This is a genomic window from Streptomyces daliensis, from assembly GCF_054782395.1.
In genome coordinates this window covers 39,152-61,820 of the sequence record NZ_BAAGSO010000124.1, presented here as the reverse complement: position 1 = coordinate 61,820, position 22,669 = coordinate 39,152, and the positions used below count along the sequence as shown (strand labels likewise).

General features: G+C 73.4%; 17 protein-coding genes. 10 read left to right on the top strand and 7 right to left on the bottom strand.

Annotated features, from left to right (window positions below; genetic code table 11):
* Window positions 1–320: 320 nt before the first annotated feature.
* Window positions 321–2,138 carry a gamma-glutamyltransferase family protein gene (locus tag ACYVOO_RS35920; RefSeq protein ID WP_461019922.1) on the bottom strand — a complete coding sequence of 606 codons (1,818 nt, stop codon included), beginning with the start codon at window positions 2,136–2,138 and terminating at the stop codon, window positions 321–323.
* Between the two features lie 267 nt (window positions 2,139–2,405).
* Complete coding sequence (locus ACYVOO_RS35915; protein ID WP_461019921.1) at window positions 2,406–4,997, bottom strand: ABC transporter permease; 2,592 nt, start codon at window positions 4,995–4,997, stop codon at window positions 2,406–2,408.
* A gap of 494 nt (window positions 4,998–5,491) precedes the next feature.
* On the opposite strand from ACYVOO_RS35915, the gene ACYVOO_RS35910 reads away from it, so the two are divergent.
* The 8 genes from ACYVOO_RS35910 (at window position 5,492) to ACYVOO_RS35875 (ending at window position 14,249) form a co-directional block, all read left to right on the top strand.
* Window positions 5,492–5,959: a DUF485 domain-containing protein gene (locus ACYVOO_RS35910; protein ID WP_461019920.1), complete on the top strand. Its 468-nt coding sequence runs from the start codon at window positions 5,492–5,494 to the stop codon at window positions 5,957–5,959.
* Entirely contained in the window at window positions 5,956–7,566 is a 1,611-nt protein-coding gene (locus ACYVOO_RS35905; RefSeq protein WP_461019919.1) for a sodium/solute symporter, read from the top strand. Before ACYVOO_RS35910 ends, ACYVOO_RS35905 begins: the two co-directional genes overlap by 4 nt.
* A 169-nt stretch (window positions 7,567–7,735) precedes the next feature.
* Window positions 7,736–9,298 (top strand): MFS transporter, encoded by a 1,563-nt coding sequence (locus tag ACYVOO_RS35900; protein ID WP_461019918.1) that lies wholly within the window; start codon window positions 7,736–7,738, stop codon window positions 9,296–9,298.
* Window positions 9,299–9,502: 204 nt separating this feature from the next.
* Complete coding sequence (locus tag ACYVOO_RS35895; RefSeq protein WP_461019917.1) at window positions 9,503–10,051, top strand: hypothetical protein; 549 nt, start codon at window positions 9,503–9,505, stop codon at window positions 10,049–10,051.
* Window positions 10,052–10,181: 130 nt separating this feature from the next.
* Window positions 10,182–11,072, top strand: coding sequence for a DUF4097 family beta strand repeat-containing protein (locus ACYVOO_RS35890; RefSeq protein WP_461019916.1), 891 nt, complete (start codon window positions 10,182–10,184; stop codon window positions 11,070–11,072).
* Between the two features lie 34 nt (window positions 11,073–11,106).
* Window positions 11,107–12,126 (top strand): ATP-binding cassette domain-containing protein, encoded by a 1,020-nt coding sequence (locus tag ACYVOO_RS35885; protein ID WP_461019915.1) that lies wholly within the window; start codon window positions 11,107–11,109, stop codon window positions 12,124–12,126.
* The gene (locus tag ACYVOO_RS35880) at window positions 12,123–12,914 is read left to right on the top strand and encodes an ABC transporter permease (protein WP_461019914.1); all 792 of its coding nucleotides are present in this window, start codon (window positions 12,123–12,125) and stop codon (window positions 12,912–12,914) included. Before ACYVOO_RS35885 ends, ACYVOO_RS35880 begins: the two co-directional genes overlap by 4 nt.
* A gap of 87 nt (window positions 12,915–13,001) precedes the next feature.
* Complete coding sequence (locus ACYVOO_RS35875; protein ID WP_461019925.1) at window positions 13,002–14,249, top strand: cytochrome P450; 1,248 nt, start codon at window positions 13,002–13,004, stop codon at window positions 14,247–14,249.
* A 96-nt stretch (window positions 14,250–14,345) separates the two neighbouring features.
* On the opposite strand, the gene ACYVOO_RS35870 is transcribed toward ACYVOO_RS35875, so the two are convergent.
* The 5 genes from ACYVOO_RS35870 to ACYVOO_RS35850 all read right to left on the bottom strand — a co-directional run bounded on the left by ACYVOO_RS35870 (window position 14,346) and on the right by ACYVOO_RS35850 (window position 21,175).
* Window positions 14,346–15,257: a cellulose-binding protein gene (locus ACYVOO_RS35870; RefSeq protein WP_461019913.1), complete on the bottom strand. Its 912-nt coding sequence runs from the start codon at window positions 15,255–15,257 to the stop codon at window positions 14,346–14,348.
* A gap of 104 nt (window positions 15,258–15,361) precedes the next feature.
* Complete coding sequence (locus ACYVOO_RS35865) at window positions 15,362–16,441, bottom strand: LCP family protein (RefSeq protein ID WP_461019912.1); 1,080 nt, start codon at window positions 16,439–16,441, stop codon at window positions 15,362–15,364.
* A 101-nt stretch (window positions 16,442–16,542) separates the two neighbouring features.
* Window positions 16,543–19,137, bottom strand: coding sequence for an SUKH-4 family immunity protein (locus ACYVOO_RS35860; protein ID WP_461019911.1), 2,595 nt, complete (start codon window positions 19,135–19,137; stop codon window positions 16,543–16,545).
* Between the two features lie 14 nt (window positions 19,138–19,151).
* The gene (locus ACYVOO_RS35855) at window positions 19,152–20,123 is read right to left on the bottom strand and encodes an SMI1/KNR4 family protein (RefSeq protein WP_461019910.1); all 972 of its coding nucleotides are present in this window, start codon (window positions 20,121–20,123) and stop codon (window positions 19,152–19,154) included.
* Window positions 20,124–20,332: 209 nt separating this feature from the next.
* Window positions 20,333–21,175, bottom strand: a complete 843-nt coding sequence (locus ACYVOO_RS35850) for a hypothetical protein (protein WP_461019909.1) — start codon at window positions 21,173–21,175, stop codon at window positions 20,333–20,335.
* A 247-nt stretch (window positions 21,176–21,422) separates the two neighbouring features.
* Between ACYVOO_RS35850 and ACYVOO_RS35845 the strand changes: the two genes are divergently transcribed.
* Together ACYVOO_RS35845 and ACYVOO_RS35840 are read left to right on the top strand one after the other, a co-directional pair.
* Window positions 21,423–22,079: a YwqJ-related putative deaminase gene (locus ACYVOO_RS35845; RefSeq protein ID WP_461019908.1), complete on the top strand. Its 657-nt coding sequence runs from the start codon at window positions 21,423–21,425 to the stop codon at window positions 22,077–22,079.
* Window positions 22,076–22,594: an SUKH-3 domain-containing protein gene (locus tag ACYVOO_RS35840; RefSeq protein ID WP_461019907.1), complete on the top strand. Its 519-nt coding sequence runs from the start codon at window positions 22,076–22,078 to the stop codon at window positions 22,592–22,594. The genes ACYVOO_RS35845 and ACYVOO_RS35840 overlap by 4 nt, the downstream gene beginning before the upstream one ends.
* The last annotated feature ends 75 nt before the right edge of the window (window positions 22,595–22,669 follow it).

Here is a 22,669-nt window from a genome sequence, read left to right as displayed (position 1 = left end):
CCGTCGCGGCGGAACAGGGGTGGGCCTGGCCGCACCGCCGGCCCCTCCCCCGCCACGCGGGACGGTTCGGCACCGCCGGGACACGCCGTGGGGCGGCTCGCCGTCGCGGCGGAACAGGGGTTGCGGGCAGAACAGGGGTGGGCCCGCCAGCAGCGCTCGCCCCGCCTCGGCGGGGCGCGAGGTCACCGGCCCCCCCGGCATGGGTCCCGCGCCTCCCCGCCGCACAGGACGGTTCGGCACCGCCAGGACGCGCCGTGGGGCGGCTCGGCGTCGCGGCGGGCAAGGCTCAGCCCCGCCCGCGCCCGCCCGCCGCGAAGGCGTCAGCGGCCCGCCGCGTAGCCCTGGGCGCCTCGGGGGTTGGCCGCGGCGGAGAGGAAGCCCGTGCCGGGGTCGCGGGCGACGGCGCAGAGGCGGCCCTCCGACCAGGGATCGCCGACCGTCACGTCGTGCCCCCTCCGTCGCAGGGACGCGATGGTCTCCGCGCCGATCCGGGACTCGACGGTCACGCTGCCCGGCACATGCAGCCGGGGGTAGAAGGAGCCGGGGAACGCCTCGGTGTGCCAGTTGGGCGCGTCGATCGCGCCCTGGAGGTCCAGCCCGCCCCGTACCCGCTCGCGCAGCGCCACCGCGAGGAAGAAGTGCAGGCTCCACTGGTCCTGCTGGTCCCCGCCGGGGGTGCCGAACGCCATCACCGGCTCGCCGTCGCGCAGCGCGAGGGAGGGCGTGAGGGTGGTGCGGGGGCGGCGGCCGGGGCTGAGGGAGTTGGGGAGGCCCGGCTCCAGCCACGTCATCTGGAGGCGGGTGCCCAGGGGGAAGCCGAGCGCGGGGATCACGGGGTTGGCCTGGAGCCAGCCGCCGCTGGGGGTCGCGGCGACGAGGTTGCCCCACCTGTCCACCACGTCGAGGTGGCAGGTGTCGCCCCGGGTGGCGCCGTCCTTCGCGACGGTCGGCTCGCCCGCGCCCGGCAGCGGCCCGGCGCCGGCCAGCGCCTCGGGCGACCAGCCGTCCTGCTGCGCGCGCACGTAGGCGGCCAGCCGCGGCGCGCGCCCGTCGGGGCTGCCGGGCCGCAGCTCCCAGGACGCGTCAGGGCCGACGAGCGCGCGCCGTTCCGCGTTGTACGGCGTGGACAGCAGCGTCTTGAGCGGTACGTCGGCGCCGGGCGCGTCCCCGTACCAGGCTTCCCTGTCGGCCATGGCCAGCTTCGCGCCCTCGACGAGGGTGTGCACGTACTCGGGTGTCCCGTACGTCTCGGGGCCGAGCCCGTCGGGGAGGAGGGCGAGCTGCTGGAGGAAGGCGGGGCCTTGGCTCCAGGGGCCCGCCTTGCACACGGTCCAGCCGTTCCAGTCGTGGCGGACGGGCTCCTCGTACGTCGCCTCGTAGCGGGCCAGGTCGTCCCCGGTGAGGACGCCCGCGTGGCGTTCGCCCGAGGTGTCCATGGCGGGGCGTGCGGCGAAGTCGGCGACGGCCTCGGCTATGAAGCCCTCGCGCCAGCAGCGGCGGGCGGCGTCGATCTGCGTCTCGCGGCCCGGGCCCGCCGCCTCGGCCTCGCGCAGCAGGCGCCGCCAGGTCTGCGCGAGGGCCGGGTTGCGCAGGCGTTCGCCGGGGGCCGGGGGGCGCCCGTGCGGGAGGTAGACGTCGGCGGAGGTCGTCCACTCGGTCTCGAACAGTTCCCTTACGGTCGCGACCGTCGCGCCGATCCGCTCGACGGCCGGGTGGCCGTGCTCGGCGTAGCCGAGGGCGTGGGAGAGGACGTCGGCGAGGGGTTTGGTGCCGTAGTCGCGCAGAAGCAGCAGCCAGGCGTCGAAGGCGCCGGGCACGGCGGCGGCCAGCGGTCCCGTGCCGGGGACGAGGTCCAGGCCGAGCCCTGTGAAGTGGGCGATGTCCGCGCCCTCGGGCGCCGGGCCCTGGCCGCACAGCACTCGTGGGGCCTCGCCAGCGGCGGCGAAGACGAGGGGGACTTCCCCGGCAGGGCCGTTGAGGTGGGGTTCCACGACCTGGAGCACGAAGCCCGCGGCGACGGCGGCGTCGAAGGCGTTGCCGTCGTCCTCCAGTACGGCCATGGCGCAGGCCGAGGCCAGCCAGTGGGTGGAGGAGGCCATGCCGTGGGTGCCTTGCAGGGTGGGCCTGGACGTGAACACGCGCTTCCGCTTCCTTTCGGCCGGGCTTCCGCTTCGCTTCTGCTTCTGCTCCCGCTTCTGCTTCCGTGACGGCCGGCTCCCCCTGTGCGCGGGTGGCCTGCTGCCCGAGCGAGTGAACACGGCGTTCCGGATGCCTGTCCAGAGGGCCGTGGCCAGGGACGTCACGGGAAGTCACGCGCGGCGGAGGGCAGCCGCGCCACCCCCGTGGACGCGGCTGCCCTCCCGTACCCCCGCACCGGCCCGTGCCCCCGCACCGGCCGGAGGGGGTCACTCCGTGGCGATCGCGTTCAGCACGTTCATCCGTCCCGCCCTGAACGCCGGTACCAGCGCGGCCACGAGCCCCACCAGCGCCGAGCCCACGAAGACCGTGCCGATCGTCGTCCACGGGACCTCCAGCACGCCCAGGCCCTCGAGTGCCAGGAGCTGCTGGGCCGTGGCGCCCCAGCACATGCCCAGGCCGAGGCCGAGCAGCGCGCCGAAGAGCGCGATGACGACCGATTCGAGACGCACCATGCGCCGCAACTGCCGCCGGGAGAGGCCGATGGCGCGCATCAGGCCGATCTCGCGGGTGCGTTCGACGACGGAGAGGGCGAGCGTGTTCACGACGCCGAGGATGGCGACGATGATGGCGAGCGCCAGCAGCCCGTAGACCATGTTGAGCAACTGGCCGATCTGGTTCTCCAGGGTCTTCTTGTAGTCGGCCTGGTCGCGCACCACGTACTGCGGGTACGGCTCCAGCGCGGCCTTCAGCTCCTTGTACGCGGCCCGGTCCTGGCCCTCCCTTGCCGTGCCGAACATCATCTGGTCCAGCGGCATCCTGTCCGGGGCGACGTAGCGGGCGACGGTGGTGATGTTCGCGTACATCGCGCCCTGGTCGAGCGCGCTGTCGTCGGAGGTGATCGCGGCGACCTTCAGCTCGGCGGTGCGGCCGGCGGCGAAGTCGACGGTCAGGGTGTCGCCGACCTTGACGCCGTGCTCCTTCGCGTACTCCTCCCCGACGGACATGGCGTCCTTGCCGTAGGCGGCGGAGAGTTCGCCCGCCGTCGTCTCCCGGTGCAGGTCCTTCATGTACGAGGGCTCGGCCGCCGAGAGCACCTCCCTCTCCTTCTTGCCGCCGGGTTTGCCGCCGGGCGGGGTGATCTCCACCTCGACGGCCTTGTACGAGGTGACGTTGGCCAGCGTGTCCGCGTCCTCCACCCGCTTCGTCACGGCGGGCAGGATCGGCTGTATCCCGTTCTCGGCCTGGACGATGAAGTCGGTGCCGACGGACTTGTCCAGCTCGTCCGAAGCCGAGGCCACCATCGAGGAGCCGACGACGGAGAGCGAGGCGACGAGCGCGAGCCCGATCATGAGGGCGGCGGCTGTCGCGCCCGTGCGGCGCGGGTTGCGCAGCGCGTTGCGCTCGGCGAGGCGCCCGACCCGGCCGAAGGGCCGCAGCACCACGACGCCCAGCACCCGCACGAACAGCCCCGCCAGCACCGGGCCGACCACGATGAACCCGACGAGCGTGAGCACCACGCCGCCGCCCAGGTAGAGGGAGCCCTGCCCTGCCGCGTCCGCCTGGGCCGCCGCGTACAGGCAGGCGCCGCCCCCGGCGCTGAGCAGCAGCCCGAGCACGGCCCGTACCCGCCCTGCCCTGCCGTCGGCGGGTGTGCCCGCGTCGCGCAGCGCGGCCATCGGGGAGATGCGGCCCGCGCGTCGCGCGGGGAGGTAGGCGGCCAGCACCGTGACGATGACGCCGAGCACGAGCCCGACGACCGGCGTCGTCCAGGAGACCGTCAGCTCCGAGGTGCTGAGGTTGATGCCGAGCAGGCTCATCAGCTCCATGAGCCCGACGGCGATCCCGACGCCCGCGCCCACGCCCAGCACGGAGCCGAGGGTGCCGAGCAGCAGCGCCTCGATGAGCACCGAGCGGTTGACCTGCCGGCGGCTGGAGCCGATCGCACGCAGCAGGCCGATCTCGCGGGTGCGCTGCGCGACGAGCATGGAGAAGGTGTTGACGATGAGGAAGACGCCGACCAGGAGGGCGATCCCGGCGAAGCCGAGCAGCGCGTACTTCATGACGTCGAGGAACCCGGCGATGTCCTCGCGCCCCTCGTCGGCGGCCTCCTTCTTGGTCTGGTAGCTGTAGCTCTTCTCGCCCAGCGCGTCCGCGACGTTCTTCTTGAGCAGTTCGCCCGTGACGCCGCTGTCCGCCGTGACGGCGACGCTGGTGAACGCGTCCTCCTTGCCGAGCAGTTCGCGCTGGGCCGTGGCGGTGTCGAAGAAGACGATGGTGGCGCCCGGGTTGGTGACCTCGAAGGCGGCGATGCCGGAGATGCGGGAGGTCAGCTCTCCGGTGGCGGCGAGGGTGCGGATCTCGTCGCCGACGCCCAGCTTGTGCTTCTCCGCCGTGTCCGCGTCGAGCATCACCTCGGTGGGGCCGCGCGGCGCGTGGCCCGAGGTGATGTCCATGGTGCGGCGGTCGTCGGTGTCCCAGCTGCTCGCGATGGTGGGGGCGCCGGTCGTGGAGCCGAGGTTCTCGTTGTCGGCGTCGACGACGGTGACGCCCGTGCTGGCGACGGTCCCCTGCGCAGTCCTCACGCCCTGGGCCCCGCGCGCCTTCTCGACGGCGGAGGCGGGCAGCGTCTCGGGCCTGCCGCTGGCGGGGGCCTGGTCACCGGGGGCCGCGTCCTTGGGGAGGACGGTCACATCGGAGCTGGAGGAGGCGAAGAGCTTGTCGAAGGTGGTGTTCATGGTGTCGGTGAACACCAGCGTCCCGCAGACGAAGGCGACCGACAGCAGCACGGCGACGGCGCTGAGCGCCATCCGGCCCTTGTGCGCGACGAAGCTGCGCAGCGAGGTCTTGAGGACGCTCATCGCGTCCTCCAGCGGGGGCCGGCGGCGGTCCGTAACCCGTCGCCCTCGGTTCTGATCGCTACAGCCGTTGTCACTGCGAGTCCCCCTCGGTCGGTTCCCCCGCGCCCTTCGCGGGCGGATGCGCGCCCTTGAATCTCCTGAGCCTCTCCGAGCCTCCTGGAAGGGCGGGCCCGGCGCGATGGGGTTTCTCCGCCTCTCCGACGGGGGGTTGTCCCCACCCGTCGCGTGCGGTGGCCCGTAGCGACGAGGCTAGGGAAGGGGACATGGTCGACTCGTCGTGCGGCAGGACGAACCCGTCTACGGGAAACCCAAGGGTGCGTCCCCTACGGGTCGTGGAGGGAAAGCGAGTGCTTCGTTTACACGGCAACCACTACTGTCCGTAGCTTTTGTGCGCCGCGTGACAGTTTCGCGCCCGCCCCTTCCACGCGAAGCTCACTCGCCAGTAACGTGCGCTCACCCTCGGGCGCCCGGCGCCGTGCAAGGGAGGACCCGGCATGTCGTTCCCTCCGTACGAGCAGCACGACCCGTACGAACCGCACGACCCCGCGCGGCCCGCACACCCGGACCCCGCCTATCCCGGGCACCCGGCGCGGTCCGGATACGTCCCCGCTCCCCCGGCCTATCCGCCCGCGCCGCCCTACCCGTCGTCCCCGCCCGAGGAGCCGCCCGGCGCCGGGGACGAGCTGCGCAGGCTGCGCGGCGCCTACCGCTGGCTGCGCCGCAGCATGACCCTGACGGCGCTCGGCTACTACGTGGCCTTCCTGTGCCTGGCCGCCTTCGCACCCGGTGTGCTGGAGGCGAGGATCGTGGGCACGTCCTTCAACCTCGGCATCGTCCTCGGCCTCCTCCAGATCCCGGTCACGCTGCTGGCGATCGTCGGCTACGAGCACTTGGCGCGCGCCACCGTCGACCCGATAGCGCGCCGGGTGCGCGTCGCCGACGCGGAGCGGCGGGCCCCGTGAACACCCTCGACGCGCCGTCCCAGTCGCTCTCGTTCGCGATCTTCGCGGCGGTCGTCAGCGTCACGCTGCTGCTGTGCATCATGACCAGCGCGGAACGCGACGACCTGGACGAGTTCTACACCGGCTACCGCACCCTCGCACCCGTACGCAACGGGCTGGCCATCGCGGGCGACTACATCTCGGCGGCCACCGTCCTGTCCACCGTCGGCATCATCGCCCTCACGGGCTTCGACGGCATGGCGCTGGCGCTCAGCACCGCGCTGTCGCTCCTGCTGCTGATGTTCCTGCTCGCCGAACCCCTGCGCAACGCGGGCCGCTTCACCATGGCCGACGCGCTCACCCGCCGCGCCCGGAGCAGGACGGTACGGGTCGCCGCCTGCACCGTCACCCTCGTCGCGCTGCTGCCGATGATGGTCTTCCAGCTCGTCGGCGCGGGCCATCTCGTCACCCTCGTCCTCGGGTTCGAGGGCTCCTCCGTCCGTACGGGCACCATCGTCACCCTCGGCATCCTGATGATCGGCTACGCGTCCATCGGCGGCATGAAGGGCACGGCTCTCATCCACATCATCAAGATCGTGGTGCTGATGGGCGCGGCCGTGCTGCTCGCGCTCCTCGTGCTGGAGCGCGTCGGCTGGAACCCGTCCCAGCTGCTGTCCCTGGCCCGCGACGGGAGCGGCGCGGGGGACGCGTATCTGCGCGCGGGGCTCCTCCAGGTCGAGGCGGGCAGCCTGCGCGACCTGGACATGGTCAGCAGCCAGTTGACGGTCGTACTCGGCGCCGCCTGCCTGCCGCACGTGACCATGCGCATGAACACGGCCCAGGACGCGCCCGCCATCCGCCGCGCCATGTCCTGGGCGGTGACGACCACGTCCGTCTTCGTGCTGCTCATCCTCGTCATCGGCGCCGGTGCCTCCGCGCTGCTCGGGCACCGGATCATCGAGGCGGGCGGGCCGCAGGGCAGCACCGCCTTCATCCAGCTCGGCCAGGCGATCGTCGCGGGCACCTCCGCCTTCTCCACGTTCGTCTTCGCCGCCGTGGCCACCGCGGTCTTCCTGACCCTGCTCTCCTCCGTCGCGGGCATGATCCTGGCCTGCGGCAACTCCCTGGCGCACGACCTGTACGCCGAGGCGCTGCGCGGCGGAAAGGCCACCGTGCGCGGGGAGATGCTCACCGCGCGGCTGGCCGGGTTCGCCGTCGGGCTGCCCGCCATCGCGCTCGCCGTCCTCGTCCAGGACCGGGGGCTCCAGTCCCTGATCACCCTCTCCTTCTGCACGGGCGCCTCAGCGATCGCGCCCGCGCTGGTCCTCAGCCTCTTCTGGCGCCGCTTCACGCGTGCCGGGCTGCTGTGCACGCTGATCGGCGGCACGCTGAGCGTGGCCGCTGTACTGGTCTTCTCCCGGATCTTCTCCGGCAGCCCGCAGGCGCTGCTGCCCGAACGGGACTTCGCCGTCTTCCCCCTCACCACCACGGGGCTGATCACCATCCCGGTGGGCTTCCTGCTCGGCTGGGCGGGCACGATCCTGAGCGGGCGCGGTGCGCGGGAGCGGCAGTGGCGGGAGTACGAGGAGACGGAGGCGCGCGTCCTCGCGGGTACGACGCCGCGCTGAGGGAGACGCCGCCGCGCTGAGGCACGGGCTCCGCACCACGTGACCGGGCCCCTCACCGCACCGCCCCTCGCCGCCCCCGCACCGTGCTTCCCCGCGCCGGATCGCGCCCTCCTCACCGCCCCGGGCCCATGAGAAGGTGTCCCGGGCAACGACTTGGGGGAGGCGGCGCATGACGGAGGCTCACCCGCCCGCACCGGAGACGCCCTCGCCCCCTCCGGAAGCGGCCCCCGCTCCCCCGGCGCGACGCCGCAAACGCGTCGTCGCCGCGCTGATGATGGCCATGGCGCTGGCCGCGCTCGACGGCACCATCGTCTCCACCGCCGTCCCCCAGATCGTCGGCGACCTCGGCGGCTTCTCCTACTTCTCCTGGCTCTTCTCCGGCTACTTCCTCGCCCTGACGGTCACCATCCCCGTCTACGGCAAGCTCTCCGACACCTTCGGCCGCAAGCCCGTGCTGCTGAGCGGCATCGCCCTCTTCCTCCTCGGCTCGGCGCTGTGCGCGGGCGCCTGGGACATGGCCAGCCTGGTCGCCTTCCGCATCGTCCAGGGGCTCGGCGGCGGCGCGATACAGGGCACGGTGCAGACCGTCGCGGGCGACCTCTACCCCCTCAAGGAACGCCCCCGCATCCAGGCCGCACTGTCCACGGTGTGGGCGGTGTCGGCCGTGGCGGGCCCGGCGCTGGGCGGCACCCTCGCCGGGTACGCGGACTGGCGCTGGATCTTCCTGCTCAATCTGCCCGTCGGCGCCGTCGCGCTGTGGCTGCTGGCCCGGCACTTCTCGGAGGCGGGCCGCGCCGTACGGAGAGGGCCCGTGCGCGTCGACTGGCCGGGCGCGCTCTCCGTCTTCCTGTGCGGGGGCCTTCTGCTGACGGCCCTGGTGCAGGGCGGGGTCGCCTGGCCTTGGCTCTCGGCGCCGAGCCTGCTGCTGTTCGCGGGGGTCGCCGCGCTCGTGGCGCTCACCGTGTGGATCGAGCGGCGCGCCGCGGACCCCGTCATCCCCGGCTGGGTGTGGCGCCGCCGCACCATCGCGCCGGTCAACCTGGGCCTGGCCGCGCTCGGCCTGCTGATGGTCGCGCCGACCGTCTTCGTGCCGACCTACGCGCAGTCCGTGCTGGGACTCGGCCCCGTCGCGGCCGGGTTCGTGCTCTCCGTGATGACGCTGAGCTGGCCGGTATCGGCGGCGCTGAGCCAGCACGTGTACCGGCGCGTGGGGTTCCGGCGGTGCGCCATGACGGGCATGACGCTGGCGTGCGCGGTGCTGGCGGCGTTCCCGCTGCTGCCGTTCCCCGGCGAGCCGTGGCATCCGGCGGCGCTGATGCTCGCGCTCGGCGCGGCGCTGGGGCTCTTCCAGTTGCCGCTGATCGTCGGCGTCCAGTCGTCCGTGCCGTGGCGGGAGCGGGGCACGGCGACGGCCTCCGTCCTCTTCCACCGGCAGCTCGGCCAGAGCGTGGGCGCCGCGCTGTTCGGCGCCGTCGCCAACGCGACGCTCACCTCGCGGCTCGCTGACGCGCCTGGCGAGGTGCCGCGGCGGCTCGACGAGATGTCCCACGCGCTGGGCGGGGGCCTCGACGGCGCGCTCGGCGAGGGTGCGGCGCGGTATGTCCGGGAGGCGGTCGCCGCGGCCGTCGGCCATGTCCACATCGCGGCGGCCTGCGCTGCCGCGCTGGCGGTGCTGGCGCTTCTTCTGCTGCCGAGCGACTTCCCCCTGCTGGCTGAGGGGGAACGGGACTGACGGGGGTGGCCGCGTGATGGCACCAAGCGGCGCCGCCACGTGGCGCCACCGTGGCGCCAGCACGGCACCCCCGAGAGCCATTCCACCCCCGACGCGGCACCACCGCACACCAACCTGCGAGGGAAACAGCAGGTCAGAGCCCTGTGCGCCAAAAAGGGGCCAAGATGGCTCGCAATGGCGCCATCGATGTGCCATAGTGGCGCTATGGACCTCACGCCCTACGTCGAAAACCTTCGGCAGGAGCTGGCCGTCGCCGCGGAGACCGGTGGCGACGAAGCCCGCGCCCTCGCCGAACGGCTCACCGCGCCGCTGGAATCCGCCACCCGCCTGACCCTCCTCAACGCGCTGTCCGCAGCCATGGGCGAGGTCACGCAGGAGCTGGCCCCTGGCTCGGTCGACGTACGGCTGCGCGGACTCGACCCGGAGTTCGTGGTGACGGCACCGCCCGCCCCCGAGCCGCCCAGGGAGGCACGGGAGCCGGTCGCGGAACCCGCCGCATCCGCACCCGCATCCGCGTTGTCACCGTCGCCCGCCGACACCGACGACGGCGCCATGGCCCGGATCAACTTCCGCCTCCCCGCCCACCTCAAGGCCCGCGTCGAGAGCTCGGCGGCGGCGGAGGGCCTGTCCGTCAACGCCTGGCTGGTGCGGGCCGCGTCCACCGCGCTCGACGGCGGGGAACGCGTCGGCGGCTCGCCGGGCCGCGGCAAGGACTCGGGCGGCGGCCGGGGCTTCACCGGCTGGGTCCGCTAAAGCTGTCGGACCGGGCCCCCGGCCCGGCCCCTCTTCACCGGCGGGATCGCCGACCGATCCCGCCGACGTCACCCTCACCACCCGCCTCACCAGCGGGTTCACCCACCCAAGTCACGAGGACGGGACAGCCATGCCTTCTTTCGAAACCCCCGAACCGATCGTCGCCACCCTTGAGCTGGATTCCGCCACCGTCCGCGTCACCGCGGGCAAGCGCACCGAGACGGTCGTCGAGGTGCTGCCGCGCAACGGCTCCGACGACAAGGACGTGCGCTCCGTGCAGGAGACCGAGGTCACCTGCTCCGGCGGCGTCCTCTCGGTCAAGACGCCCAAGAAGCGCACCCCGTGGAACAAGCCGGGCGCCATCGAGGTGAGCATCGAACTGCCCGCAGGCTCCGAGGTCCGGGGCACCACGGGCATGGGCCACATCTACTGCGAGGGCCGCCTCGGGGACGTCACGCTCAGGACCGGGCTCGGCGACCTCCTGGTCGACGAGGCGGCCGGGACCGCTCTCAGGACCGGCACCGGCGAAATCCGCCTGACCCGCTCGACCGGGGACATCGACGTCACCGGCGCGGGCCCGGTCGAGATCGGCGCCGTCGACGGCGCGGCGACCGTCAAGAACGTCAACGGCTCGACCCGGATCGGCGAGGTCACCGGCCCCCTGAAGGCCAACGCGTCCAACGGCGACATCACCGTCGGCGTCGCGTACAGCAGCGTCGGCGTCAAGTCCGCCAACGGCCGGACCGAGGTCGGCGTCGCCCACGCCGGGGTCGACGCCGCCGCCTCCAACGGCGGCATCCGCGTCGGCGACGCCATCCGCGGCCGTATCGACCTGCGCACCTCCGTCGGCGACCTCGAAGTGGGCATCCACGAAGGCACCGCAGCCTGGCTCGACCTGGACCCCAAGTACGGCGCGGTACGCAACTCGCTCGGCTCCGCCACGGGCCCCGAGGACGCCGACGAGACCGTCGAGGTCTACGCCCGGTCCTCGACGGGCGACATCATCATCCGCCGCGCCTGACCACCAGATTCCCTCCACCGAAAGGAAAAGCGGCATGACCGCCACCCGGATACCCCCGCGAACCGCAGCGGACGCGAGCGCACCCGCGATCACCGCCACCGGACTGCGCAAGTCCTACGGCGACAAGCGCGTGCTCGACGGCATCGACCTGGAGGTGCCGCAGGGCACCATCTTCTCCCTGCTCGGCCCGAACGGCGCGGGCAAGACCACCGCCGTCAAGATCCTCTCCACCCTCATCTCCGCCGACGGCGGCGACCTGCGCGTCGGCGGCCACGACCTGGCGACCGATCCGCAGGCCGTGCGGGACGCGATCGGTGTCACCGGGCAGTTCTCCGCCGTCGACGGGCTGATCACCGGCGAGGAGAACCTGCTCCTGATGGCGGACCTGCACCACCTCTCCCACCGGGAAGGGCGCCGGGCCACGGCCGGACTGCTGGAGCGCTTCGATCTGACCGACGCCGCGAAGAAGCCCGTCTCCACCTACTCGGGCGGCATGAAGCGCCGCCTGGACCTGGCCATGACACTGGTCGGCGACCCGCGGATCATCTTCCTCGACGAGCCCACCACGGGGCTCGACCCCCGCTCCCGCCACAACATGTGGAACATCATCCGCGAACTGGTCGCGGGCGGCGTCACCGTCTTCCTCACCACCCAGTACCTGGAGGAGGCCGACGAACTCGCCGACCGCATCGCGGTGCTGAGCGACGGCCGGATCGCCGCCGAGGGCAGCGCGGAGGAGCTGAAGCGCCTCATTCCGGGCGGCCACGTGCGGCTGCGCTTCACCGACCCGGCCGACTACCGGTCCGCCGCCACCGCGCTGCGCGAGGTCACCCGCGACGACGAGGCGCTGTCGCTCCAGATCCCCAGCGACGGCAGCCAGCGCGAACTGCGCCTGCTCCTCGACTGGCTGGACTCGGCGGGTATCGAGGCGGACGAACTGACCGTCCACACCCCTGACCTCGACGACGTCTTCTTCGCCCTCACCGGACCCACCGCCGCCCCCACCGCCGACACCACCACCGCCCCCGCCCAGTCCAAGGAGACCGTCCGATGAGTGCCCTGTCCCTCGCCGTCCGCGACTCGCACACGATGCTGCGCCGCAACCTGCTGCACGTGCGCCGCTACCCCTCCATGACGCTGAACCTGCTGCTCACGCCGATCATGCTGCTGCTGTTGTTCGTCTACATCTTCGGCGACGTGATGAGCGCGGGCATCGGCGACGGCGGCGCCGACCGCTCCGCCTACATCGCCTACCTCGTTCCGGGCCTGCTGCTGATGACCGTCAGCTCGACCGTGATCGGAGCCGCGATCTCCGTCTCCATGGACATGACCGAAGGTCTCATCGCCCGCTTCCGCACGATGGCGGTCTACCGCGGGTCCCTGCTCATCGGACACGTCGTCGGCAGCGTGCTCCAGGTGCTCGGCAGCCTGGTGCTCGTCGGCGCCGTCGCCGTGGCCATGGGATTCAGGTCCACCGACGCCACAGTGCTGGAGTGGCTGGCGGCCTTCGGGCTGATCACGCTGTTCACTCTCGCTCTCACCTGGATCGCGGTTGGCATGGGCATGGCCAGCCCGAACCCCGAGGCGGCCAGCAACATGGCCACGCCGCTGATCCTCCTGCCCCTCATCTCCAGCGCCTTCATCCCGGCCGACACGATGCCCGGCTGGTTCCAGCCCATCGCCGAGTACCAGCCCTTCACCCCGGCCATCGAGACCCTGCGCGGCCTGCTCCTCGGCACCGAGATCGGCAACGACGGATGGATCGCGGTCGCCTGGTGCGTCGGCCTCACCCTGCTCGGCTACCTGTGGTCCACGTCGCTGTTCAACCGCGACCCGAAGTAACCGGCCCGCGCACAGGCCCACCCGCCGACACGCACCAGCCGCACGCACCCCGCACCACGACCCCAGGAGGACCCCTTGCCGCACGACATGCCGCACGAGCCGACGGCCCCCGGCACCTTCGACGCCACCCCCGACGAGCCGCCCACCCTCCCCACCGACCGGCGCACAGGATGCCCCTTCGACCCGCCCGCCGGACTCACCGCGCTGACCGGCGAACCACTGCGCCGCATGCGCTACGCCGACGGACACCTCGGCTGGCTGGTCACGGGCCACGCCGCGGCCCGCGCGCTGCTGGCCGACCCGCGCATCAGCTCACGCTACGAACTCCTGCACCCGCCCGTCCCGATGGCGGGGATGCCGGAGGTCATGCCGCCCGCGCAGGTCGGCGACATCATCGGCCTCGACGCGCCCGAGCACACCCGCTACCGGCGCCTGCTCACCGGCAAGTTCACCGTCCGCCGCATGCGTCAGCTCACCGAGCGCGTCGAGCGGTTAACGGCCGAGTGCCTGGACGCCATGGAGGCGGCCGGACCCACCGCCGACCTGGTGACGGCGTTCGCGCAGCCCGTGCCCGCGCTCATGATCTGCGAACTGCTCGGCGTCCCGTACGCGGACCGCGAGCGTTTCCAGGACGAGGTGGCCACCCTCTTCGACCAGTCGGCCGACGAGGAGGCGAAGGGCTACGCGTACACGGCGCTGCTCCAGTACCTGGGCGAGCTGGTCGTCGCCAAGCGGGCCGCGCCCACCGACGATCTGCTCAGCGATCTCACCACCGCCGACCTCACCGACGAGGAGCTGGCCGGGCTCTGCGGGCTGCTGCTGGCCGCCGGGCTCGACACCACGGCGAACATGCTCGCCCTCGGCACCTTCGCACTGCTCAGCAACCCCGCCCAACTGGACACGCTGCGCGCGGAGCCCGCGCTCGTCGACCAGGCCGTCGAGGAGCTGCTGCGCTACCTCAGCGTGGCCGACCCGCTGCCGCGCTCCGCGCTGGAGGACATCGAGGTGGAGGGCAGGCTCATCAGGGCTGGCGAGTCCGTGACGATCTCCGTGCAGGCCGTCAACCGCGACCCGCACAAGTTCCCCGACCCCGACCGGCTCGACATCCGCCGCAGGGCCACCGGGCACCTGGCCTTCGGCCACGGGATCCACCAGTGCCTGGGCCAGCAGCTCGCCCGCGTCGAGATGGCCGTCGCCCTCCCCGCGCTCTTCGCCCGCTTCCACGCGCTGCGCCTCGCGGTGCCGCCGGAGGAGGTGCCGCTGCGCGACCGCGCCAACATCTACGGGGTGGTCAGCCTGCCCGTCACCTGGGACGAGGACTCCCCGGACGCGTAGCGACACCGCGCGCCCCGGACCGAGAACCCCGCACCGCACGCCGGTGAGGGGCTCTCGCGTGTCACCACGACGCCGTGACGCCGGACGGCAGCCCGCTCAGGCCGAGGAGCCCGGCGCGAGGGAGGCGGGCTCGTCAGGGGTGCGGCCCGTGAGCGTCGCGAGGCTGCTGCGGACGTGTGCCATGTGCTGCCGCAACTCCTCCCCCTTCTCCTCGTGCTCCCTCAGCACCCGCTCCGTCTCCCGCTCGATGCCCTCCTCCCGCAGCCGCGCCTCCGTGATCAGCTCCTCGCCCTGCGCCTGCGCGTCCTCGACCCGGTGCCGCGCGGCCTCTTCCGCCTCCGCGTGCGCCCGCTTCGCCTCGGCGAACAGCCGCTCGCCGCGCTCCGCCATGTCCGCGATCCGCGCCTCGGCGGCGCTCTCCCGCTCGGCCAGCTCGCGCTCGACCGCGTCGGACTCGGCGGCCTGCTCCTTCTCCTGGTCGGCGAGGAGCCCGGCGCAGCGGCGCGACATCTCACGCAGCGTCTCCGCCGCCTCGCGCCGCACCTCGTCCGCCTCCGCGCGGGCGGAGGCGCGCAGCTCGTCGGCCCTGTGCTGCGCGGCGTCGACGGTGCGGACGGCCGTGTTCTCCGCGTCGGCCCGCACCCGCGACGCGTGCTCGCGCGCCGCCCCGCGCAGCTCGCGCGCGTCGAGATCGGCGTGCTCCCCCACCGCCTGGGCCTCGGCCTCACCCGCGGCCCTGACCTCGGCGGCCTCCGCCTCGGCGAGGGCCAGCAGCTCCTGGGCCCGCTCCCCGAGCGACTCGTAGGTCTGCGGCGGCAGCGCGGCGACCGCGCCCCGCAGCCGTTCCGACTCCTCCGTCAGCTCCTTGGCGAGGACCGTCAGCTTCGCGGCGCGCTCCCACGCCGCGTCGCGCTCCCCGTGCAGGTCCGCGACCTTGCCGTCGACCTGTTCGGGACGGTAGCCGCGGCCCCGTACGACGACGAAGCCGTGCGGTGACGACGCACTCATTTCGAGCCCCTAACCTCAGCAACAACGCGCGGCACACATCTCACATGATTCGAGCGAAGCGGCCATACCGCGACACTCCGCCCGAGCCCGCCTTCAAGGATGCGCTACTTGACCTCTGTTGCCGTAATCGGCACATCCCGTCGCAACTGATCAAAAAGCTCTCCCGCCCGTGACCTGTCCCACACCACCACATCACCGGCCCCCGGCACGCTGAGCCCGGCATTCGTCACCGGAACGGTCGCTGTACCCCCGTCCCCGCCCGTCAGCCCTCTGATCTCCCAGGCCATCCGTGTGAGTGACGGCACGCCGGTTCCGTTGTCGACGGTGAGGGCTTCGAGCGTCGCGTCGAGGAAGCCGTGGAGGCGGAACGGGTTCAGCAGGGTCGCCGGGCCCGTCGCCTCGTGGACGAGCGCGCTCAGAAGCTGCCGTTGCCGTCTCACCCGGCCGAGGTCGCCCTCGGGGTCGCTGTAGCGGGCGCGGACGAAGGCGAGGGCCTGCCTGCCGTCCAGCGTCTGGCACCCGGCGCGGAGATCGGCACCGGCCTTCTCGTCCTTCAGCGGCGCGTCGAGGCAGATCTCCACCCCGTCGAGCGCGTCCACGACACCGACAAAGCCGTGGAAGTCCACCTCGGCGTAGTGGTCGAGGCGCAGCCCCGTCGCCGCCTCGACGGTGCGGGTGAGCAGCTTCGGGCCGCCGAGCGCGTACGCGGAGTTGATCTTGGCCTTGCCGTGTCCCGGCACGGTGACGTACGAGTCGCGCGGGATGCTCACCAGATACGGGCCAGCGTCGCCGTAGTGGAGCAGCATCATCGTGTCCGTGTTCCGCTCGCCGGCGCCGCCCACGTGCAGTTCCTCGCGCTCGTCCGCGCTGAGGTCCGAGCGGGTGTCGGTGCCGATGACCAGCCAGTTCGTGCCCTCGCCCGCCTCGGAACGCACGTCGTCGCCCGCGAAGGCGGCGGTCTCGCGCAACTGCGTACCGGCCCAGATCCAGGTGGCCCCGACCACTGCCGCGAGGAGCACGGCCAGCACGAGGACGACCAGGCAGGCCCGCCGCAGCGCCCGGCGGGGCCCGCCGCGCTGGCGCCCCGGTTCGGGGGCATGCCCGCGCCGGTGCCAGCGGGGCGCGGCGCGGTAGAGCGTGCTGCTGCTCTGCGGCGGCAGCGGGCCCCCGGCCGACTCGCTCATCCCCCGAAGCTCGCACGCGCGGCACACGGACGCGCGCCGGCTGAGCCGTTCGGCGGGGGCGGTACGGGCTGCTGCGGATGCCCGTACCGCTCAGCGGCGGGTCAGAAGAGGCCGTCCCACATCTGCTCCAGCAGCACCGACCACCAGTTCTCCGGCGACGACAGCGCCGCCGGGTCCAGCGCGGCCAACTGCATCTGGAAGTCGACGGTCCAGCGGCCCGCCTGCTCCTGCGTCAGCCCGTACCGCAGCCGCCACATCCGCCCCAGCAGCGCCATGCAGCGCACGAACTCCGGCAGCCCCGTGTTCACGAACTGCGCGGGCGCGGGCTGGCCGCCCGGAGCGCCCTCCAGCGGCACGGCGACGATGTGCGCCGTCCCGTACTGCACACAGAGCTGACGGCCGAAGTCGTTGCCCATCACGAGGTACGAGCCCGCGTCGGCGCCCGGCTGGACGCCCCGCTCCTGCGCCAGCTCGGCCAGCGTCGGCACGGGACGGCCCGGCTGGGCCTGGCCCCAGAAGAACGGGCCGAAGTCGACGGGCAGGCCCGCCCACACCAGGGTCTGCCCGACGATGTCGGGCACGCCCTGCCGGGAGACCGCGCGCTGCTCGAAGCGGAAGACGCCCTGCGGGCCGAACGCCTGCTGGAGCTCCATGCCGATGCCGTCCGGCGGAATGGGCGGCGCGGGCTGGATGTGCTGCGGCGGCGGCATCGGCACCCGGTTCGGCGCGGGCCGCGCCGGGCCGTCGGCGACCTGGTGCAGCTCGCCCTGGTGCTCCAGCAGATGCCGCATGCCCTGCTGACGGGAGGCGTGGTCGAGCCCGTACGGGGCCGTGTTGCTGATCCGCACCTGCGGCCAGGTCTCGCGGATCATGCGGGCGCAGTAGCCGCCCGGCAGATCGCAGGACTCCAGCTCCGTGTGCAGCTCCAGCACCTGCTGCGGCGGCACGTTCATGGCACGCAGCTCGTGCAGGATCTGCCACTCGGGGTGCGGGGTGCCGGGCGCCGAGCGGCGGATGAGCTGCTGCTCGGAGCCGTCGGGCGCGCGGTAGCGCAGCACGGCCATGTAGCCGGGGCCGACGGTCGGCTGCCCTGTCGGCGGCTGCTGCGGATAGCCGTAGGCGGGCGGGGGGCCGCCGGGGCCCGGCGGCACGGGGCCCGGCGGCACGGGGCCCGGGGTGCCGGGCGGCGGGCCCTGCGGGAAGCCGTACGCGGGGGGCGGGGTGTTCGGCGGGGAGGGCGGGGGCGGGGGTGCGGTCGGCGGGGCGCCGGGCGGGCCGGGGGGCGGGGGCGGCGACCCGATAGCACCGGGGCCGCCGGGGCCGCCCTGCGACGGGTTCGCCAGCATCGTCGCCGCGTGATGCACACCGCCGGAACCACCCTGGCCGCCGCCGTCGCCCTGGCCGCCCGGAGGGGCCGACGGGGGCGGGGGCGGTGCGCCGATGCCGCCGGGGCCGCCCTGCGAGGGGTTCGCCAGCATCGTCGCCGCGTGATGCACACCACCGGGGCCGCCCTGGCCGCCGCCGTCGCCCTGGCCCTGGCCCTGCGGGCCGTCGACTGCGGGCACCTGGCCGCTCTCGCTGATCTGCGCGGCCAGGTCGTCGGCCGAGACCATCTGCGTCGGCACATATCCGGCGCCCGGCGAACCGGGCGCGCCGGGGCCCGCGCCCGCACCGGGGCGGGCACCGGGGGTGCCGGGCGCGCCGGGCGGCGGGGGTACGGAGGGGCCGCCGCCCCGCGAGGGGCGCGGCGGCGAGGGCACGGAGCCGCGCGGGGCACGACTGGTGTCGGCGTCGGCGATGTCCCCGGCACCAGCACCCGCGCCGGGCGGACCCGGCGGCGGGGGCGGCGCACCGATGCCACCGGGACCGCCCTGCGACGGGTTCGCCAGCATCGTCGCCGCATGGTGCACACCACCGGGACCGCCCTGGCCGCCGCCGTCGCCCTGGCCCTGGCCGCCCGGAGGGGTCTGCGTACCGGATTCGTCCGGCTCGTCCAGCGCGGGAGCCACGGTCGTACGGGGAGGCAGCACGCTGCCCTCGGGGATCAGCTCCGTCTTCGCCTCGGACCGTGAGCTGGGCGGGGGCGGCGGGGTGTCGTCGTCATCGCTGCCGGTTATGGGCGGCGCGAACACCGTCGCGGGAGGCTGCTGCGCGATGCCGTTGCCCGAACTGCTCGTGTCCGCCGCGTCCCACGGGCTCGCGGCAGCCGACGGGACCGAAGCGGAACCCGCACCCGCGCTCTCCCCCGAACCGGAACCGGAAGCGGAACCGGAACCCGCACTCGCGCTCGCGCCCTGGTCGGCGCCCGAGCGGCGGTTCGGGATGCCCCGCTGGTCCGCCGCCTCCTGGAGCCACTCCGGGGGCGTCAGCAGGAACGAGGTCGCTTCGAGGTCCACCCGCTGCGCGAACACGCCCCCGGGCTCGGGCGGCGCGGGCGGAGCCCCGTACTCCTCCTCGTAGCGCCGGATCACCTCGCCCACCGAAAGACCGGGCCACAGCGTCACGTCGCCGCTGTCCCGCGCGATCACCAGCCGGGTGCGCCCGCCGTCCGACGTCGGCCCGTCCTCACGGTCCTCCGCCCACGCGACAAAGCCGTGGTCGAACTCCCGCACCCGGACCTCGCGGTGCTGGTATCCGGGAACGTCCTCGTTCACCCAGCGCTCCGCGCGCTCCTGTGCCTGTGCGAAGGTCACCATCTGGCGCCCACCCCTCAAACCTGGACGGCGCGCGCGAAGCCGCCGTCCACCATCAGGTTCGCCACGGTCTCCAGCTCGGGCGGATTGCCCGCGAGCCGCAGCAGGAAGTCATCGAAGTCGGCGCCGCAGGGCCGCAGCAGCTCGGCCACCCGCTCCTGCACGCCGATGCCGTCACGGTCGCGCACGTCGTCGTACGCGCAGAACCACACGGAGCCGATCGCCTCGCCCCGCACCTTCACCGCGATCAGCCCGCCCTGGACGAAGCCGACGCCCAGGAAGTCCTTGGTGAAGTGGTCGCGCAGGCACTTGTTGATGTAGACGAGGTCGTTGACGGCCGCGTCCTCGCGCACCGTGAAGAACGGCTGGTCCACCAGCAGGCCCAGCTCCGCGTCCAGCGCCACCCCGCGCGGGGCGCAGCCGCCCGCCGCCTTCAGGAACGCGCGGTAGGGGCCGGGCAGTCTGTAGCCCAGCTTCTCCTCGACGTCCACGATCTGCGGCTCCGTCACCGCGACCCCGCCGCGCGGCACCTCGAAGTGCGCCGGCCTGGTCTCCTGGAGCGGGCGCGTGCCGCCCTTGGCGTGGTCCACGGCTGCCGTCGCCAGCCCGCCGTGATGGCGCAGCAGCGCCTTCACCTCGACGGGCACCAGCACCATGCGGCGGCTCCACGGCACGTGGTGCCAGGTCCAGCCGTGCGGGGTGGCCACCGGGGACAGCTCGCTCCACAGCTCGTGGCCCGACGCGTGCAGCGCGGCGTTCGCGGACACAAAGTCCGTCAGTCTCAGCTCGTCGCCGCCGAACCCCTCGGGGGGCTCGGCGATGTCGGCGGCGGCCCGCGCGTACGGCGAGAAGTCCGGGAAGCCGTTCTCGTCCACCCGCACCCCCTGGGGGTGGCGGGAGGCCCGGACCGGGTCCGGGAAGTTCACGACCTGCCCGGCGTAGGCCCGGTTCGGCGGTGCGGCGTGCTGCCCGAGCCGACCTGTCGTCATGGCGGAAGCCCCCTGCTGCGTCTGGCTGACACGAGACAGCCTATGCGCTAGGGCAACGGCCGGTCACCGGACCCGGCAACGGCCCCCGGTGACCGGCCCCGCGCCCTTCACAGCCGCACCGTCACCCGGCGGAGCCCCCGTACCGCATCCGGGTCCGGGTCCGGGTCCGCATCCGACGCGCACCGGCCGTCCTGGCCTACGGGGGCGCCTCAACTCCGTGCCGCGGCCACCAGCTTCTCGTGCTGCTTGTCCACCACGGCCCTGGCCACCGGCACCGGCTCGCCCGCGAGGCCCACCGACATGAACGTGGCCGTGTTCGCCCCGGCACGCACGACCGTGAACACCGTGGGCGAGTCGTTGCCCTTCGCGTCCTTCATCGTGAACTGCACCGCGTCGTCGCCCACCCCCACCTCCCCGCCGGGCTCGATCCTCAGCGACGCCTCCTGGCCCGTGCCCACGGCACCCTTGAAGCCGCGGCACTCCTTCACCGCCTTCCGCAGCTCCCGCAGCCACTTCGCGGCGTCACCAGGACCGTACGAGGACAGCAGGATCTGCTGCACAGCGCCGCCCGAGCCGAGATCGCCCTTCATCACCGTGCCGCTCGCGTACGCCTCACGCGCGTACGTCGGCTTCGAGTCCACCGCGTCGGTGATCGGGGTGCAGGCGGGACGGTCCGGCTCCATCGTGTTCTCGGGCGGGAGCGCGTCCTTGGCGTTCGGCTCCGCGTGATACCCCTTCACGTCCCCCGACTTCAGCAGCGCCGCTCTCAGCCCCGCCGCGTCCAGGGCCCGTACGCCGCCGTCCCCGCCCCCGTCCCCGCCGTCCTCCCCGCCCTTGCCGCCGCTCTTCGCACCCCCGCCGTTTCCGCCATTTCCGTCTCCGCCGCCGTCTCCGCCGCCGGTGAGCTGCCGCCCCCCGCCGTCGCCCCCGCCGCCCTCGTCGCCGCCACCGCCGCCGCACGCGGCCGACGACAGCGCCAGCACGGGCACGACCGCCAGGGCCACCACGGCGCGGCGGAGGCCACCAGGGCGAAGAGAAGAGGTGCTGCGCATCACGGAACTCCTGCCTCGAAGGGACACCGGAGAGGTGGCCGACGGCCAGATGCTCGCCGTCCCGGACGTACCCCACCACATCTGTTTCACGCCACCCGAAGAACCGTCACAAGTCCATGACATGCCCATCGGCATGATCGAGTCACGCGGCACACTGCATACTTGGCGCTGTCCGTCGCGTGACAGAAGACGACACCACGGACACGACGGACACGGCAGAAGGGGCCGCACCGGGAGGAAGCACCCCATGCACACCGCACCACCCCCGCCCGAAACGGCACCGCAGAGCGGCCCCGCCGCACAGGGCACCACACAGGGCACCGCACGCGACACCACGCAGGACGCCGCACAGGCCACCGCGCGATGGGAACACGACGCGGCGGACCGCCGCGCCTCCCCCGACCCACGCCTCGGCTGGACGGCCACCACCGGGAACGGCCAACACGGCGCACCCGTACCGCACCACCGCCGCGACGGCATCCTCCCCGCCATCGCCGCCGCCCTCTCCGTACGCGGCGACACCCTCACCTGCACCGGCAGCAAAGGCGACCAGCCCCCAGCCCTGCACGCCCTCGTCCAGGACTACCTGGACACGCTCACCACCGAACACCGCGAACGCCACACGGGCCGCTGCCCCGAAACGGTTCTGCTCTCCCGCTTCCTCACCGCGACGGAGAACGCCCGCGCGGGCAAACGCGCCCACCGCAAGAACGCCAAGCCCAAACCGCTCACCCACACCGAGGCCAAGCGCGCGCTGAAGCACGCCAAACTCACCGCCCGCCACATCCGCGAGGACGGCGACCCGCTGCACGGCAGCTACGCCGCACCCTGTCGCACCTGCACCGCGCTCCTCGGCCACTTCGGCGTCCGCGCGGTCGATCCCGCCCAGGAGGAGCCCCGTTGAGCGTGCCGCACGAGCGCACCTCCGCCACCCGCTTCTCCGTCGCCGTCGACGACGCGCTGCGCGCCGCGGGCTGGCAGCCAGGGCGCTGGGACATACGCCAGGCCGAGCAGTGGGCCGACACACTGCGCGGCCACACCTCCGCCGGAGGGCACACGCACGCCGTCTTCCCCGCGGCCGTCGAGGTCTGGGCCGAATTCGGCAACCTCCACATCGCCCCCACGGGCCCCGGACGCCACATCGCCCCCAGCTCCGTGCGCATCGACCCCATGCCCGGCCTCTACGCCGCCCGCACGCTCTCCGACCTCGGCCGCGCCCTCGACACCGAGATCTGCCCCCTGGGCACCGAAGGCGACAGCCACACGCTGCTCACCATCGACACCACCGGACGCGTCTACGGCCTCGACCACACCGGCGACTGGTATCTCGGCGACGACTTCGACACCGCGCTCGCCGCCCTCATGACCGGCACACACCCACAGCGCCTCACCCCACGGGCCGCCGACCGCCAGGAATGACCGCTGGCGGGGACAGCCGCTGGCGGGGACGGCCCCGCTGGCAGGAGTGACCGCCGTCAGGGACAGCCGCCGTCA